The organism is Pantoea sp. WEP, assembly GCF_041678305.1.
Lineage (GTDB): Bacteria > Pseudomonadota > Gammaproteobacteria > Enterobacterales > Enterobacteriaceae > Pantoea > Pantoea dispersa.
Window position 1 is genome coordinate 2408463 of record NZ_JBGNXB010000001.1, and the last position, 16510, is coordinate 2424972.

The following is a 16510-nucleotide window of genomic DNA, read 5'->3' on the forward strand; positions in this document are numbered from 1 at the left end:
GCACTGCCGCATGTCATTCTTTAGTACCCTGCGGCGCGGCCGCTGATAATATAAAATGCGTGCGGCGCAATGGTTCACTCCCTGAATTGCGCCGCTGCGTTAGCGATTAAGACTGCCTGCATGGCAGCTTAAGGATTACGCTGACTGCATTTACCTTAAAGAAGGCGGTTTAAGCTTCCGCCGTTGCGGTTTTGCCGCGGCGACTCACTTTTCCACCGCGCCTGCCCGCTTCTACTGCCCTTTCAGGACAATTTTTAAAATTCCCGCTGCTGACGCTGCCGCCTTTTTTACCCGCTTCGCGAGCACGCTCGGTATTTTCTGCAAAATTACCTGCACCACCACGTCGTTGTGTCATATGTCACCCCATTGATTAAAATAATTAAGCAGTTAAACGACAGAATATCTCCACACAGAAACAATATGGATGGGATTGGAGATAAAACAACATTTAATATGCATATTTGCGCTGACAAAAAGCCATGCGCAAATGGTTATTTTCACCGCTGCGCTTATAGCGGGTTGCTTGTAAAGATTTTTTTCTCAAACTTGTACAAAATAATTTTAGTGGTATAAAATCAATTAATTAACAAAAATGTGATCCACATCACAAACAAGTATTGAGAGATTCTTGCTATTTTTCAGTTTTATCTGAATTTTCCGGGATGATGGAAATATGACCGCTCACTTCCAGCACCGCGTATTTAATTTGATCGATGCGTTCCAGCCCCTGCCCTGAACGGGCGGCTTCGAGGATATCTTCCCGACTGATGCCCGACATTTTTAGCCGCTGCGTTAATATCCGGCCATGTTCCACCAGAATCAGCGGCCCTCCCTCCGCCATTTGTTCGAATAGCGGAAAGCGCGCTTTGAGTTTGCCCAGCACAATATCAATGGTGATTAAGGTAATGATGGTGAGGCTGGCACCGGTAACGGAAAAGTCATCACCCAGCAACGCCTGCTGTGTGGCTTCGCTAATAATCAGCAGCAGAATCAAATCGAATGAGGTCATTTGCAGCAGCGTGCGTCGACCGGCAATTTTAAATACCGCCATTAACAACAGATAAATGGCGGCTGCGCGTAATACCGTTTCCATAACGTTCTCCTTTTACGGGTAAATCCACTGCGATACCTTTACCGGTACCTGATGATTGACGTGCACGCTCAGCGCCACCCGCCCCGCCGCCTGCGGCTGGATTCCCAGCCAGATCACATGGCCTTCTGCCGCCTCGCCGGCGTAAGTCAGCTGCAACGTGTTATCCCGCGTGATGGCCTGTTGTGGCTGTGGCTGTAGCGTCTGGATCTGCAAATCGTCTAACGCGCCGCTGCCCAGCGTGACGGTGAAACGTTCGCCGCTCTGCGGTGCCACGCGAATCCGCAGGTTCATATTGCTGTTGATGCGACCAAAACGTTCATAGCGCAGGCTGACGGAACCATCAGCCGACTGCGCCTGCCCGTCACTTAATATGCCTTTGGAAAACAGCCCGCAGGCACCCAGGATCACAATCACCATCAGCACGTATTCACCGATACGCTGTATAACACTCTCCCTGCGTTGCCAGCGCATATCCTCCTGCACCGGATAATCACGGCTGGCTAACTCATCTTTCTTCATGGTGTTATTCCTCTTGCAGTTAATTAGCTGACATCATGTCGCTCCGGTTATTCCCTCTTCGTTCTGAGTTTTAAGCTTAGCGGTAAACGCCGGGAGCTTCGGTAACAGTTTAATTCGGCTGAGCAGCGGTGCAGAAATTACTCCTATAATTCGGATGCACGCCGCTGGCAATGCATATGAGCAGCGGCAGAGACGGCGTTTATTAATTTCACTCTGACAAGGGATACAGAATATGGATGAAGAACTGGTTAATTTAGCGACCGAAGTGGGTAATAAATTACTGGCCGCCGGCCTGAGCGTCACCACCGCCGAATCCTGCACCTCTGGCTGGGTCGGTTCCGCGCTGGCGGCCGCCAGCGACAGTAGCCGCTTTTACAGCAGCGGCTTTATTACTTACACCAATCAGGCGAAGCAGCGCGTGCTGGGCGTCAGCGCAGAGACGCTGGCGCGTGATACCGCCGTCAGTGAAGCCGCGGTACGGGAGATGGCCTGCGGCGCGAAAAAGCTCTCCGGGGATACGCTGGCTCTTGCCGTCAGTGGCTATGCCGGCCCGGACGGCGGTGAGGACGGCACGCCAGCCGGCACCGTGTGGTTTGCATGGTGTCTGGCAGATGGCAGCGTGCACACCAGCCGGCAGTGGTTTTCAGGTGAAGGTGAAGAAGTGGTGCGCAAAGCAACCCTTTTTAGTCTGGCGGAATTGAACCGTCTGCTCGACGCTATTTAGCGCCGCTTCGCCGTTCAATGATTAAACGTAAATAAATAAGCCGGGCGGATAAAATTCCCACCGGAGGAAAATGTGTTGAGCATAAATAATCATCAGGCGGGTTAAAAGCGAGACCGTAATATGGACCGGCTCGCTAAAAATAGCGTGGTTATTTTACACCACAATCTCCAGCCTTCTCATTAATATAGCGTTAGCGAGGCGTGAAAAATATAACCGTCGCGCTTGTCAGTGAGGCAGTCTGCATTAGTATTAAGTGTGCAAAACATGCATGGCGGCAGATGCGTCATGTTATTTATTACTCATCACGAGGTAATAGTATGACAGAGCATAGAGGCGGTTCAGGTAATTTCGCAGAAGACAAAGAAAAAGCATCTGAAGCGGGTAAAAAAGGCGGACAAAACAGCGGCGGTAATTTCAAAAACGACCGTGAGAAAGCGTCCGAAGCCGGCAAAAAAGGCGGACAGAATAGCCATCGCGATTCCTGATGCGCTGTAACGCAGAGTAAGGAATGTCTCGGAGCAGGGAATGCTCCGTCATCAACAGGATACAGGGATTTATTGCTTCGTTTCATTCCCTCTCTTAATCGCGTTATCACTTAATGGCTTCAGCCTCCCGTTAATCACCGATTCGGAGAATATTCCATGAAAGTTAAATCGCTACTTGATCTTTTTATTCACGATCTTTCGGACGTTTACAGCGCGGAGAAACAGATCACCCGTGCGTTACCCAAACTGGTCCGGGCAGCCTCCGATGAAAGTTTAAAAAACGCTTTTCAGCAACATCTGGAAGAGACCCAGGGACAAATTGAGCGCCTCGATCAGGTCGTAGAGAGCCACGATGAGCTGCGCATCATGCGTATGAAGTGCCATGCACTGGAAGGCCTGGTAGAAGAAGCGCAGGAGCTGATTGAATCCACCGAAGCCGGCCCGGTGCGCGATGCTGGCCTGATCGGCGCGGCGCAGAAGGTTGAGCACTATGAAATCGCCACTTACGGCACGCTGGTGGCCATGGCGAAAAAGCTGGAGCTTAACCAGGCTGCAGAGTTGCTGGCCGCCACATTAGCCGAAGAAAAATCCACCGATGAAAAACTCACGGATATCGCGGAAAAGCAGTAACGCGACTGCCGTACAACGGAGGTAGATATGACGACCACATCCGCACTTTCGCATTATCACGACTGGCTGCGCGACGCTCACGCCATGGAAAAACAGGCCGAAACCATGCTTGAGCAGATGGCAAAACGCCTGGAAAACTACCCGCAGCTGCGTGCACGCATTGAGCAGCACATCGAAGAAACCCGTCAGCAGCAGTCTTTGCTGGAATCCATTCTCGACCGTCACGGCATCTCCCACTCCAGCGTGAAAGACGTCATGGGGAAAATGGCTGCCATGGGCCAGGCCTTCGGCGGTACCTTCGCGGAAGACGAAGTGGTGAAAGGCGCTATCAGCGGCTACGTGTTCGAGAATGCCGAGATTGGCAGCTACACCAGCTTGATCAGCGCCGCCACGCGTGCCGGGGATCAGGAGAGCGTGGCCATTCTCAAACAGATCTGTGAGCAGGAGATCGCGATGGCGGACTGGATGTTAACGCACATGCCTGAACTGACCGATCAGTTCCTGCTGCGCAGCGAAGACCCGGACGCGAAAGCGAAACGCTGATTTTCTCTTTTCGTAAGAGACTTTTTGAGGTGAGCTATGTTTCGACACGTTAAGAAACTGCAGTACACGGTGCGCGTCAGTGCGCCGAATCCGGGCCTGGCCAATCTGCTGTTAGAGCAGTTTGGCGGTCCGCAGGGCGAACTGGCTGCGGCCATGCGCTATTTTACCCAGGGCCTCGGCGATGAGGATTTAGGACGTCGCGACCTGCTGATGGATATCGCTACCGAGGAGCTCAGCCATCTTGAGATTATCGGCTCGCTGGTTGGCATGCTCAATAAAGGCGCCAAAGGCAAGCTGGCCGAAGGCACTGAAGAGGAAGGCGAACTGTATCGCTCAATCACGGGTGCCGGTAACGATAGCCATCTGACTTCGATTCTTTATGGCGGTGGTCCGCCGCTGACCAACTCCGGCGGCGTGCCATGGACCGCGGCTTACGTGGATACTATCGGGGAAGTGACGGCCGATCTGCGTTCAAATATCGCCGCCGAAGCGCGCGCCAAAATCATCTATGAACGCCTGATCAACGTCACTGACGATGTCGGCGTGAAGGATGCGTTAGGCTTCCTGATGACGCGTGAAGCCGCGCACCAGCTTTCATTTGAGAAAGCGCTTTACTCCATTCGCGACAACTTCCCACCGGGCAAGCTGCCGCCAATTGAGCAGTATGCGCACAACTACTACAACATGTCAGAAGGTGATGACGTGCGTGGTAGCTGGAACTCCGATGACAACTTCGATTATGTGGCCGATCCGCAACCGGCGGTGGATGGCGGCGATGGTCTGCCCTGCGTGACACTGTCGCCGGATGAGCAGCGCGACATCGATGCGCTGGCCGCACGCACCGCGTCCGATCCGCTGATCGATCCGATCACCGGGGCAGAAGCGGGCAGCAAGAAGGCGCCCTGACGTTCAGTCAGGCCAGGCAGTGACACGTTTTTTTCTCGCGCAGTAACTGGCCCCTGGCCCACGGCGTTTCCCTGACGGGAACGCCGTTTTTTTCGTCCTGCTATCTGTAACCACCCTGTTCTTTTCCCCACCAGCAACCTGGCCGGACAGATCGATTTCTGCTTCTCATTTTTACTGCATCTGACCTATACTGTTTTTATATACAGTATTTTCAGGGTGCCGATGATGTATGCATTGGTCGACGTAAACTCTTTCTACGCCAGCTGCGAAACCGTGTTTCGCCCGGATCTGCGCGGCAGGCCGATCGTGGTGCTGTCAAACAATGATGGCTGCATTATCTCGCTGAGCCGCGAAGCGAAGGCGCTCGGCATCAAAATGGGTGCGCCCTGGTTTAAACATCGCGACGAGCTGATGCGTCATCAGGTGGTGGTGTTTTCATCTAACTATGCGCTGTACGGCAACATGTCGGCGCGCGTGATGGAGACGCTCGACCGGCTGGCGCCGCGCGTAGACGTCTATTCGATTGACGAGGCCTTTCTTGATGTCAGCGGAATTGAAGGCTACACCTCGCTGACGCGCTTTGGAGAGCAGGTACGTGACTGCCTGTGGAAAGAGACGCACCTGAAAGTGGGCGTCGGCATCGCGCCAACAAAAACCCTCGCCAAGCTGGCTAACTGGGCGGCCAAACGCTGGACCAAAGCCGAAAACGTCATGGACCTCTCTGATCCGGCACGCCAGCGCGGCCTGATGCAGCGGGTAGGCGTAGAGGAAGTGTGGGGCGTCGGCCGCCGTTTATCGAACAAGCTGAACCTGATGGGCATTCAAACCGCCCTGCAGCTGGCGGAGACGCCCACTGCGCTGATCCGCAAGCATTTCGGTGTGGTGCTGGAGCGCACCGTGCGCGAGTTGCGCGGCGAACCCTGCCTGGCGTTTGAAGAGGTGATTCCGCACCGGCAAAATATCCTCTGCTCGCGCTCGTTTGGCGATCGCATTACCGATTATCAGGATATGCGCGAAGCCATCGCCAGCTATGCGGCACGCGCAGCGGAGAAACTGCGCAGCGAGCGCCAGTATTGCCGCTACATCGGCACCTTTATCCGCACCAGCCCGCACGATCCGCATCAGCCCTACTATGCCAATGCCGCCAGCCAGACGCTGATTACCCCTACCGCCGACAGCCGCGACATCATTCAGGCCACGCTCAACTGCCTGGATCGCATCTGGATCCCCGGCAAGCGCTACCTGAAAGGCGGCGTGATGCTGGGAGACTTCTTCAGCGACGGGGTGGCGCAGCTTGATCTGTTTGCTGACTATCAGCCGCGCCGTAACAGCGATCAGCTGATGGCGCTGATGGATAAGATCAACGCTCACCAGCGCGGTGCCTTGTGGTTTGCCGGTCAGGGCATCCAGAAACCCTGGGCGATGAAACGCGACATGCTGTCTCCGGCTTACACCACGCGTATTAGTGACGTGCCGCGCGTGAAGGCAAAGTGACTTAACCTCTCCCCTGCGACAACCCTGAACCTGTCACGCTGCGCGGAATAATCGCAAGGCGGCGGGAGAGAAAATTGATAATTCACACCAATCGATACGCGATTAATGATGAAATTAATTTACAGATAATTGATCAATATCGGGCGCTAACGAATACAGCACTTAATGCTTAAACTTCACTACCCTGAATAGCCGGCGCTATTTTTAAATCACTGAAAATTTATTGCCGGCGCATCACAACAAAAACAAATCCATATCAAAAGGTTAGCCATAATTAAAATTGCCGCATCAGCAAAATGAGATAAAGCGCACCATTATAATATTGCGCAACCATTAATGCCGTGATATTTAAATCTGGACTTTACAATAAACTTACAAAGAGGGAAAAATGAAAATTAACCTTATGGGTTTGATGGTGATGCTCGTTATCCTGTTAAGTGGATGTTCGTCGACGGGGGGTGAGGATAAATACAGCGCGACCTACGTTCAGTCACACATTAAAGAAGGGAAAACCACCAAGGCGGAAGTGCAGCAGCTTTATGGTGTCCCGGATGATAATCAAAAATCCTCTCAGGGCACCACCTGGATTTACGAGAAAAATGCGGATTACAGCAGCGCCTCTTCGCTGCTGGGCTACATCCCGGGAGCGGGAGCCGTATCCGGCGCGTTAGGTATGGCAAACTCAGCAAGTGAAGTATCCTCTACGGCAGGCAAAATGGCAGATAAACGTAGTGGAAATACCGAAATACACGGTAATAGACTCTATATCACTTTTAATAATAGCGATATTGTAGACTACTGGAGTATCCGTTAATCCGCACCGACAGAAAGTCATTTACCTGATGCGGCTCAGCTGAGCCGCGTTATTCTATTTAAACAAGAATATTATCTGCTTCGGATCCGCCGGGCTATTACGCGCAAAATAAACCACGACATTTCACCGCTGAATAACGTTTTATCGCGCAGGTAAAAGCGCCGCTGGCAGATCGGCTGGCGTTTGCATCAATGCTGCACCCGTGCGGCGCAGATCGTCTGCGCGCAATGGCAAGCCGCTACGGGCTAAGCCGCGCCAGGTTGCGCCAGAAATGTTAACAGAAAGCGGCTTGAATTCAGCGTGCTGAACCCCCACTCTAACGCTTTCGCCCTGACAGGAGTAAAACAATGGCAACCGAATATGCGATTATCGCGGGTGGCTGTTTCTGGTGCACCGAAGCAGTATTCAAAGATGTGATTGGCGTCGAGTCAGTCGAAAGTGGTTACACCGGCGGTGAACGTCCTAATCCCACCTACGAGCAGGTGTGCAGCGGCGCGACCGGCCACGCCGAAGCGATTCGCGTAGGCTTCGATCCGGAGAAAGTGAGCTACGGCGATCTGCTGGACATCAGCTTTGCCACCCACGATCCTACCCAGCTGAACCGTCAGGGTAATGATGTCGGCACCCAGTACCGTTCGGCGATTTTCCCGGCTAACGCGGAGCAGGAAGCCGAAGCGATTGCGGCGATTGCCCGCGCGCAGGAAGATCACAGCGAGCCGGTGGTGACCACCATCGAGCCGCTGAAAGCCTGGTACCCGGCAGAAGATTATCATCAGGATTACTGGGATGGCGCGGGTCAGCGCAACGGTTACTGCCTGGCGGTGATCCCGCCGAAGCTGCAGAAACTGCGTAAAAGCTTCGCGAACCGGGTGAAACAGGCCTAACCCGCCCGCTCTCCCCCACGGAAGGTCGTCATCGCTGACGGCCTTCCTGCATTTAGCGCGACCCGCTGCGGATTATCCGTCATAATAGCCCCCCGTTTTCCGCAGAGCACGACCATGATCTCACCACAGCAAGCCACGCCGGTGCGCAGGCGACCGATGAAGCTCAACACCCTGGTAACGCTGATGCTCAGCGCGGTGATTGTGCTGGTGCTGCTGAGCGTACACATGTTTTATTTCTTCCAGATTGGCGCCGCGACGCGCAGCCAGCTGGAGGATAAAGCCATGGCGGTGGCGCGCACGCTGGCGAAATCACCCGAAATTCAGCAGGCGCTGCGCCTGCCGCCCGACCGGGCCGCTATCCAGCCCATCGCCAAAGCGGTGGAAGAGAGCAACAACCTGCTGTTTATCAGCATCACCAACATGGATGGCATCCGCTACTCACACCGTAATCCGGAGCTGGTGGGCAAACACTTTATCGGCCCGGACATCGAACCGGCGCTGCGCGGCAACGAGAATGTCTCCGTGAATCAGGGCTCGCTGGCCAAATCGCTGCGCGTGTTTACCCCGGTTTATGACGCCCAGCAGCGGCAGATTGGCGTGGTGGCCATTGGCATCTCGCTGGAAGCGGTCACCGACCAGATCAACCAGAGTCGCTGGAGCATTCTGTGGACCATTCTGATCGGTACTTTTGCCGGCGCGGTTGGTACCTTCATTCTGGTGCGCGTGCTGAAGCGTATCCTGTTCGGCCTCGAGCCATACGAAATTTCCACCCTGTTTGAGCAGCGCCAGGCGATCCTTAACTCCGTCAAGGAAGGCGTGGTGGCGATGGACGATCAGGGCGAGGTGACACTGGTCAATCAGGCGGCGCGCCAGCTGCTGAGCGATAAAATGGGCAGCAGCGTAGTGAGTACCGCGCGCATTTATGATGCCTCGGTGATCGACCAGCATCTGCAGGAAGTGCTCAACGGCGGTCGCGCACGGCGCGATGAGGAGCTCAACGTCAATGGCCGACTGCTGCTGAGCAACACCGTGCCGGTGCGCAGTCAGGGACGCATTATCGGCGCGGTCTGCACCTTCAGGGACAAGACCGAAATCAGCCAGCTGATGCAGCGCCTGACCGGCATGGTAAACTATGTTGATGCCCTGCGTGAGCGCTCGCACGAGTTCATGAATAAGCTGCACGTGATCCTCGGCCTGCTGCACATGAAAAATTATGCGCAGGTAGAAGCCTATATTCTGAAGACCGCCAATAACTATCAGACGGAAATCGGCTTCCTGCTGGAGAAGATCAAATCACCGGTGATTGCCGGTTTTCTGCTCAGCAAAATTAACCGCGCCTCTGATTGCGGCCATCGCCTGACCATCAGCGATGCCAGTTACCTGCCGGATAGCGGCAACGAGCAGCAGATGGCGGCGCTGATCACCGTGGTCGGCAACCTGGTGGAGAATGCGCTGGATGCGATGAGCGAGCAGACCGAGGGCGAAATCCACGTCATGCTGCACTACCAGAACGGCTGGCTGACCTGTGAAGTGAGCGATGACGGACCGGGTATTGCGCCGCAGCATCTGGCAACCGTGTTCGACAAGGGCTTCTCCACCAAAGGCGAGGATCGCGGGGTCGGCCTGTTCCTGCTGAAACAGCAGACGGAGCACCTCGGCGGCAGCGTCAGCGTGGAGTCCGAGCCCGGCGTGTTTACCCAATTTTTAGTCCAACTTCCGTGGGATGGAGGAACCAAACCGCATGATTAACGTGTTAGTGGTCGACGATGACGCCATGGTGGCCGAGCTGAACCGCAGCTTTATCGGCCAGGTGCCGGGCTTTCACTGCGTGGGTACCGCCGCGACGCTGCAGCAGGCGCGCGAGTTCCTGTTTAATAGCGAAACGCCGATCGACCTGGTGCTGCTGGATATCTATATGCAGCAGGAGAACGGGCTCGATCTGCTGCCGGAGTTGCGCCAGGCGCAGAGCTCAGTGGAAGTGATCATTATTTCGTCAGCGGCCGACGCGGAGAACATCAAAACCTCGCTGCACTACGGCGTGGTCGACTACCTGATCAAACCGTTCCAGTTCCCGCGTTTTGAAGAGGCGCTGACCGGCTGGCGGCAGAAAAAATCGCTGATGGACAACCAGCACTATTATCAGCAGTCGGACCTCGATCTGCTGATGCACGGCAGCCCGGCCACCCAGCACGACAACAAACGGCTGCCGAAAGGCTTAACGCCGCAGACGCTGCGCACGCTGTGTCAGTGGATTGACGCCCATCCCGGCCATGAGTTTTCCACCGACGAGCTGGCGGCCGAAGTGAACATTTCGCGCGTTTCATGTCGCAAATACCTGATCTGGCTGGCGCAGATTAATATTCTGTTCACCAGCATTCACTACGGTGCCACCGGCCGTCCGGTGTATCGCTATCGCCTGCAGCCGGAGTACCATTCGCTGCTACAGCAGTACTGTCAGTGACGCAGCTGCCAGCTGAAATCCAGCTGGCTGAAGCGGAAATGGCGCGCCGGCGAGCAGATAATCTGCCGATCGCGGGTGACAAACACCGCGTCGATATCAGGCTGGCCGGCGAGATACGCCAGCCCCTGCTCTACGCCCATGCCGTACAGCAGCGTGGTATAGATATCGCCATCCAGCGAGCGATCGGCAATCACCGTCACGCTCAATAACGCATTGTCCAGCGGATAGCCGGTGCGCGGATCAAAGATGTGATGCCAGCAGCGGCCGTCGCGTTCAAAGTAGCGCTCATAAATCCCGGACGTCACCACCGATTTGCCCTGCACCTGCAGCGTACCCAGCAGCTCATCGTCCCGGCCAAACGGTTTTTTGAGCCCGATACCCCAGCCCTGCGGCTGATGCGGCGGGCTGCCGAGCGTCTGCACATTGCCACCGAGATTAATCAGCGCCTGCGCAACACCCTGCTGACGCAGAAATGCCTGCACCACATCGGCGATGTAGCCTTTCGCAATGGCGCCCAGATCGATCTCCATGCCCGGCAGCGGCAGAAACACCGAGTGCTGTTCGGCATCCAGTACCACCTGATGTGGATCGGTCAGGCGCAGCAGCGCCTCAATCTCCGCTGCAGGCGGCACTTCACGCCCCTGAAAACCAATCTTCCAGCGTTTCACCACCGGACCGATGGTGAAGTTAAACGCGCTGTCCGGCAGGATGCTCACCGCATGCGCCACGCTAATCAGCGCAAAAACCGGCGCGCTCACCACCACCGGATGGCGTCCGGCTGCCTGATTAATGGCCATCACTTCAGATTCGGCGCGGTTGACGGTAAACAGGTTTTCCTGCTGTTTGATCAGGCGAAAGACCTGGCTGGCCAGCGTGGGATTGTCTTCGAATAGTTTAAGCAGAATGGGCGAACCCATGAGGACGGCAGAATAGGAATGGACGCCAGCGTCGCTTGTCATTGTGGCCCCGCAAGAGAACGATGCCCGCAGGGCGCGGGCATCGTGATAGCTTAGTTACCTAACGCCAGTTTAGCGGCATTACGACCCGCTTTGATACCAAAGATAATGATATCGGCGACGGCGTTACCGCCAATGCGGTTCGCACCGTGGATGCCGCCGACCACTTCACCCGCCGCCCAGGCACCAGCAATCACCTGTTTCTGCGCGTCAAGCACCGCGGTCTCGGTGTTAATGGTCACGCCGCCCATGGTGTGGTGCACGCCCGGAGCGATACGAATCGCGAAGAACGGCCCCTGATTGAGCGGATGACGCAGCGCGGTGGCACGGCCAAAGTCTTCGTCTTTCTGGTTAATCACAAACTCATTGTAACGGCCCAGCGTGCTTTGCAGCGTTTCCTGATCCATGTTGAGTTTCACCGCCAGCTCGTGTGGCGTTGGCGCGCTAATCACAAAGCCTTTGGCGATGTATTCGTCCGCCGCTTTGTTGTTGGCACGTACCTGCTCATCGAACACGATCCACGCGCTTTTTTCCGGCAGCGCGATAATCTCGGCAGAAACTTTGTCACGGGTTTCCATTTCATTGTAGAAACGCTTACCGGCCTGGCTGACCAGAATCGCCCCGCCACCGCGCATCGCTTCGGAAATCAGGTACGAGGTGGTCTGCTCAACGGTTGGGTGAATCTGGATTTCACCCATGTCGACGGTCTCGGCGCCAATTTTCTGCAGCATGGCAATACCGCTGCCGGTGGCGCCTTTGTGGTTGGTGGTAACGAAACCATCCAGCTCCGGACGGTATTTCACCACCATCTCGCGGTTGGCGCTAAAACCACCGGTGGCCACAATCACGCTTTTCGCATTCAGGATGCGGCTGTCGTTGTACTCATCAACCACTTTCACGCCGGTCACCGCACCGTTTTCAAACAGGATCTCGGCCACCGAGGTTTCCAGCAGCACTTCGATGTTGCGCTGATTGACGTTTTTCACCAGGCCGCTAATCAGGAAGCCGCCCACCGCCGAGCGATCTTCCGGACGGTGCGTACGGTCAATGCTCATGCCGCCGGTGATGGTGATATCACTCAGCTCAATGTCTTTCGCCGCCAGCCACTCAATGGCTTCTGGCGCACGCTCAACGAACTCACGCAGCAGCACCGGGTTGTTTTTGAATTTGCCGCCTTTCAGCGTTTCCTCGTAGAACAGCTCTTTGCTGTCTTCAATGCCTTTCAGTTTCTGATAACGGGTTTCCGCCGCGTTCATCCCCACCGACGCTTTGATGGTGTTACCGCCAATGGTGGGCATCTTCTCAATGATCACCACGCGCGCGCCGTCATCGTGCGCCTGAATCGCCGCCGCCAGACCGGCCCCGCCGGTACCCACCACCACTACATCGTAATTGACCGGCGCATTCGGGTTACCGCCCTCTTCAATCACATACTCTTTGCTGGAGGTAGTGAGCGCGCGCGATACTGCTTTCTTCAGCGCCTCACTCTGCGTAGTAGCACCGGTGATGGCATCGACGTGCGGACTGTTCGCCACCAGAATACGTTCACGCAGGCTTTCAAAGGTGCTGGTGAAATCGACGTCGAGGTTAGGATCCGGCACCAGCGAGATATCGGTGATACGGTCGGTGTCGAGCGTCACGTTGATTTTCAGCTTCAGCGCTTCGGCTTCTACTTTCGCCTGGTAAACGCCGGCTTTGTACTTACGATGGCCATCGCTGACGTCACGGATCATCGCATCCACCAGCGAGAAGCGCCACAGCGGTTCCGGAATGGTCAGCGCTTCGCGTTTGGTGCTGTCGATGTACAGATCCATGTGCTCGTTTTTGATGATGCGATCGGCCCAGTCCGGATAGGCAATACAGGCTTTACCAATCGCCACCAGATCGAAGCCCGAGGCCAGCGCCAGTTCGGCATCCTCTTTGTTCACCACGCCGCCAACGCCAATCACCGGCACTTTCGCCAGCGTCGCCGAGCGCTGTTCAATGTATTTGCTGATTAACGGCGTCGGATCCTGGGTGTCGACAATCGACGGACGCAGCAGCTGGCCGACGGAGAAGTGCACGTAATCCAGCCCGCGCGCCGCCAGTTTTTCCAGCAGGTACAGCGTGTCGTCCCAGCGGATACCGGGCACTTCCAGCTCTTCCGGCGAGAAACGATAGCCGATGATGAAATCCGCTGCGGCGAAGCGCTCCGCCATTTTGTGGGTGATTTCCAGCACTTCCAGCGGGAAGCGCGCGCGGTTGTCGCGGCTGCCACCCCATTTGTCGTCGCGCTGGTTAGAGTTAGGCGAGTAGAACTGCTGAATCAGGTAGGTGTTAGCGCCGTGGATCTCCACGCCGTCGAAGCCGGCTTTGATGGCGCGGTTAACCGCATCACCAAACTTGGTGATCATCACTTCCACTTCTTCCGCCGTCAGCGCCTGCGGGGTACTGGCACCTTCACGCGGCGCGGCGATAGCGCTGGGCGCGACCGGGGTTTTCCCGCCGATCAGCGCGGGCTCAACCATGCGGCCGCCGTGGTAAATCTGCAGAATGGCTTTGGAACCCTGGGACTTGATGGCGTGCGCGATTCTGGCCAGGCCAGAGATTTTGTTGTCGCTGTCGATGCCGATAGCGCCCGGGAACGCCGGACCGCGGTTATCGATAAAGGCGCACTCGACGATCACGGTGCCGATGCTGCCGGCACGCACGCGATAATACTCAACGAGATCGCTGGTCACGCCGCCGTCGTAATAGCCGGTACAGGTGGTCATCGGGGCCATCACCAGGCGGTTTTTCAGCACCGCCCCTTTCGGTAATGTCAGCGGATTAAGAATCGGGGTGAGCGTATTCATGATGAGCAACTCCAGAATTAAGAAATCGTGTATTCAATTCTTTGGCAGTTCGGAGGTCTTTATAATTAATTTAAGTGGTCCGACTTCATGGTATAAATATACCATTTTATTTAGTTACATAACCCAGAATGTTAGTTATATAAGTTTTACGCGTGAAAATACTTTTTATTGCTCATTGCTGAAATCCGCGCTCCGCTAAGTTTTAACCAAGACTTGACAAAAATCAACTTTTTCCTTACATTTAAAACAAATAAAGTAATATCAAAGAGATAAAAGGAACCCTTCGCCCGATTCTGGCGGTATTTTTGCCGTTCCGTTCACTTTTAACACATATTTTACACCTGTTGGTTCATTTATTACGGCGCAAAACGTTAAAACAAAAAACCCGCTAATAATTTTATTGATCCAGATCAAAATAGATATTTTAATTAATCGCATCATAGCGTCATTCAATTGATAATTCGCGAAGCAAAATTGCAATAACGAAGATTCATGTAAAAGACACTTTAAAACGTCCCGGTTGATCTGCTACAAGCGTTTCGTAACTAAAAAAATCAACCCGACCGGGCCGTCAATCGCATTCCCATAACTTGCAGACCAAAACTATGAATACACAAACAACCCAGAGTGAACCCCTAAAGGCGCCACCTGCCGCACCGGGGAAAAAGAACCGGCTAGTCATGTTGTGCCTGCCGATCGTGGTTGCCGTGCTGTTGCTGCTGGTACCTACCCCTGCCGGGCTGGAGCCGTATGCATGGCACTTCTTCGCCATCTTCGTCGGGGTGATTGTCGGCCTGATCTTCGAACCGCTGCCGGGCGCGGTCATCGGCCTGACCGGCGTGGTGGTCATCGCGCTGTTCAGCCAATACGTGCTGTTCAGTCCGGCAGAACTGGCCGATCCGAAGTTCAAAACGGCCGGACAGGCGTTTAAATGGGCGGTGAGCGGCTTCGGCAACTCCACCGTGTGGCTGATTTTCGGCGCCTTCATGTTTGCCGCCGGCTACGATAAAACCCAGTTTGGTCGCCGCCTGGCGCTGATTCTGGTGAAATATCTCGGCCGTCGCAGCCTGACGCTCGGCTATGCCATCACCTTTGCCGACCTGCTGCTGGCACCGTTTACGCCGTCCAACACCGCGCGCAGCGGCGGGACGATCTACCCCATCATTGCCAACCTGCCGCCGCTGTACGGTTCTAAACCTAACGACCCAAGCGCGCGCAAAATTGGTTCTTACCTGATGTGGGTTGCTATCACCGCCGCCTGTATCACCAGCTCAATGTTCCTCTCCGCGCTGGCCCCTAACCTGCTGGCGCTGGCGCTGGTAAAAAGCGTGGTTGGCTTTGATATCTCGTGGGGCATGTGGTTCCTCGCCTTCCTGCCGCTGGGTATCCTGCTGATTCTGACCATGCCGCTGCTGGCTTACTGGCTCTATCCACCAGAAGTAAAAGTGAATGACGAAGTGCCACGCTGGGCTAAAGCCGAGCTGGAGAAACTGGGTCCGCTGTCGCGCAATGAAATTCTGCTGCTGGTGTTCGTGGTCGCTGCGCTGATGATGTGGATCTTCGCCACTGCGTGGATTGAACCGGCGATGGCCGCCCTGCTGGTTATCGTGCTGATGCTGTGGACCGGCGTGCTGAGCTGGAACGACATCACCAGCAACAAAGCCGCCTGGAACACCTTTGCCTGGTTTGCCACGCTGGTCGCGCTGGCTGATGGACTGGCGCGCGTCGGCTTCATCGCCTGGCTGGGTAAAGAGGGGGCGCTGCTGCTGCACGGCTACGACCCGCAGGTGTCTGCGGTGGTACTGCTGGTCGCCTTCTACCTGCTGCACTATCTGTTCGCCAGCACCACGGCGCACACCACCGCCCTGCTGCCTGCCATGCTGACCATTGCCGCCTCGATTCCGGGCATCAACATGCCGGTGTTCTGCCTGATGATGTGTACCTCACTGGGTGTGATGGGCATTATCACCCCGTACGGCACGGGCCCAAGCCCGATTTACTACGGTAGCGGCTACCTGCCAACCAAAGACTACTGGCGTCTCGGTACCATCTTTGGTGCCCTGTTCCTAGTGGCGCTGATGGTCATTGCCTACCCGTGGATGGTGATGATGTTCTGATGATGTTGCTTTGATGTTAAAAACGCAGCCGCGTAACAACGTTAAAGTGG

At 55.3% G+C, this 16510-nt stretch carries 16 protein-coding genes; 11 read left to right on the plus strand and 5 right to left on the minus strand.

The features are described from left to right. Positions 1-169: 169 nt before the first annotated feature. The 3 genes from ABVR31_RS11120 to ABVR31_RS11130 form a co-directional block, all read right to left on the minus strand. A complete protein-coding gene (locus ABVR31_RS11120) occupies positions 170-355 on the minus strand; it encodes a general stress protein (protein ID WP_072209941.1) in 186 nt (61 codons plus the stop codon). Between the two features lie 276 nt (positions 356-631). Then, positions 632-1093, minus strand: coding sequence for a DUF421 domain-containing protein (locus tag ABVR31_RS11125; RefSeq protein WP_058757635.1), 462 nt, complete (start codon positions 1091-1093; stop codon positions 632-634). 12 nt (positions 1094-1105) lie between these two features. Beyond that, the gene (locus tag ABVR31_RS11130) at positions 1106-1612 is read right to left on the minus strand and encodes a hypothetical protein (protein ID WP_058757634.1); all 507 of its coding nucleotides are present in this window, start codon (positions 1610-1612) and stop codon (positions 1106-1108) included. A gap of 232 nt (positions 1613-1844) precedes the next feature. On the opposite strand from ABVR31_RS11130, the gene ABVR31_RS11135 reads away from it, so the two are divergent. From ABVR31_RS11135 to dcuR, 10 genes are all read left to right on the plus strand, one after another. Next, on the plus strand, positions 1845-2336 hold the full coding sequence (locus ABVR31_RS11135) for a nicotinamide-nucleotide amidohydrolase family protein (RefSeq protein WP_372772769.1): 492 nt from the start codon (positions 1845-1847) through the stop codon (positions 2334-2336). A gap of 317 nt (positions 2337-2653) precedes the next feature. Further along, complete coding sequence (locus tag ABVR31_RS11140; RefSeq protein WP_021506330.1) at positions 2654-2821, plus strand: general stress protein; 168 nt, start codon at positions 2654-2656, stop codon at positions 2819-2821. A gap of 156 nt (positions 2822-2977) precedes the next feature. Then, a complete protein-coding gene (locus ABVR31_RS11145; protein ID WP_021506331.1) occupies positions 2978-3451 on the plus strand; it encodes a ferritin-like domain-containing protein in 474 nt (157 codons plus the stop codon). A 27-nt stretch (positions 3452-3478) separates the two neighbouring features. After that, entirely contained in the window at positions 3479-3994 is a 516-nt protein-coding gene (locus tag ABVR31_RS11150; protein WP_021506332.1) for a ferritin-like domain-containing protein, read from the plus strand. A gap of 36 nt (positions 3995-4030) precedes the next feature. Beyond that, entirely contained in the window at positions 4031-4900 is an 870-nt protein-coding gene (locus ABVR31_RS11155; RefSeq protein WP_371220954.1) for a manganese catalase family protein, read from the plus strand. 225 nt (positions 4901-5125) lie between these two features. Continuing rightward, positions 5126-6394, plus strand: a complete 1269-nt coding sequence (umuC, locus tag ABVR31_RS11160) for a translesion error-prone DNA polymerase V subunit UmuC (RefSeq protein ID WP_058757630.1) — start codon at positions 5126-5128, stop codon at positions 6392-6394. A gap of 388 nt (positions 6395-6782) precedes the next feature. Next, positions 6783-7208 (plus strand): hypothetical protein, encoded by a 426-nt coding sequence (locus ABVR31_RS11165; protein WP_223815622.1) that lies wholly within the window; start codon positions 6783-6785, stop codon positions 7206-7208. A gap of 347 nt (positions 7209-7555) precedes the next feature. Next, positions 7556-8092 (plus strand): peptide-methionine (S)-S-oxide reductase MsrA, encoded by a 537-nt coding sequence (gene msrA / locus ABVR31_RS11170; RefSeq protein ID WP_059010355.1) that lies wholly within the window; start codon positions 7556-7558, stop codon positions 8090-8092. Between the two features lie 114 nt (positions 8093-8206). Next, complete coding sequence (locus ABVR31_RS11175; protein ID WP_371220953.1) at positions 8207-9841, plus strand: sensor histidine kinase; 1635 nt, start codon at positions 8207-8209, stop codon at positions 9839-9841. Beyond that, positions 9834-10553, plus strand: a complete 720-nt coding sequence (gene dcuR, locus ABVR31_RS11180) for a two-component system response regulator DcuR (protein WP_021506339.1) — start codon at positions 9834-9836, stop codon at positions 10551-10553. The genes ABVR31_RS11175 and dcuR overlap by 8 nt, the downstream gene beginning before the upstream one ends. Here the strand turns inward: dcuR and ABVR31_RS11185 are convergent. Together ABVR31_RS11185 and ABVR31_RS11190 are read right to left on the minus strand one after the other, a co-directional pair. Then, positions 10547-11512, minus strand: a complete 966-nt coding sequence (locus ABVR31_RS11185; protein ID WP_058776504.1) for an FAD:protein FMN transferase — start codon at positions 11510-11512, stop codon at positions 10547-10549. The genes dcuR and ABVR31_RS11185 overlap by 7 nt on opposite strands. Positions 11513-11562: 50 nt before the next feature. Continuing rightward, the gene (locus ABVR31_RS11190; protein ID WP_372772773.1) at positions 11563-14343 is read right to left on the minus strand and encodes a flavocytochrome c; all 2781 of its coding nucleotides are present in this window, start codon (positions 14341-14343) and stop codon (positions 11563-11565) included. Between the two features lie 605 nt (positions 14344-14948). Here ABVR31_RS11190 and ABVR31_RS11195 point away from each other — a divergent pair. Continuing rightward, a complete protein-coding gene (locus ABVR31_RS11195) occupies positions 14949-16460 on the plus strand; it encodes an anion permease (protein WP_372772775.1) in 1512 nt (503 codons plus the stop codon). Positions 16461-16510 lie beyond the last annotated feature (50 nt).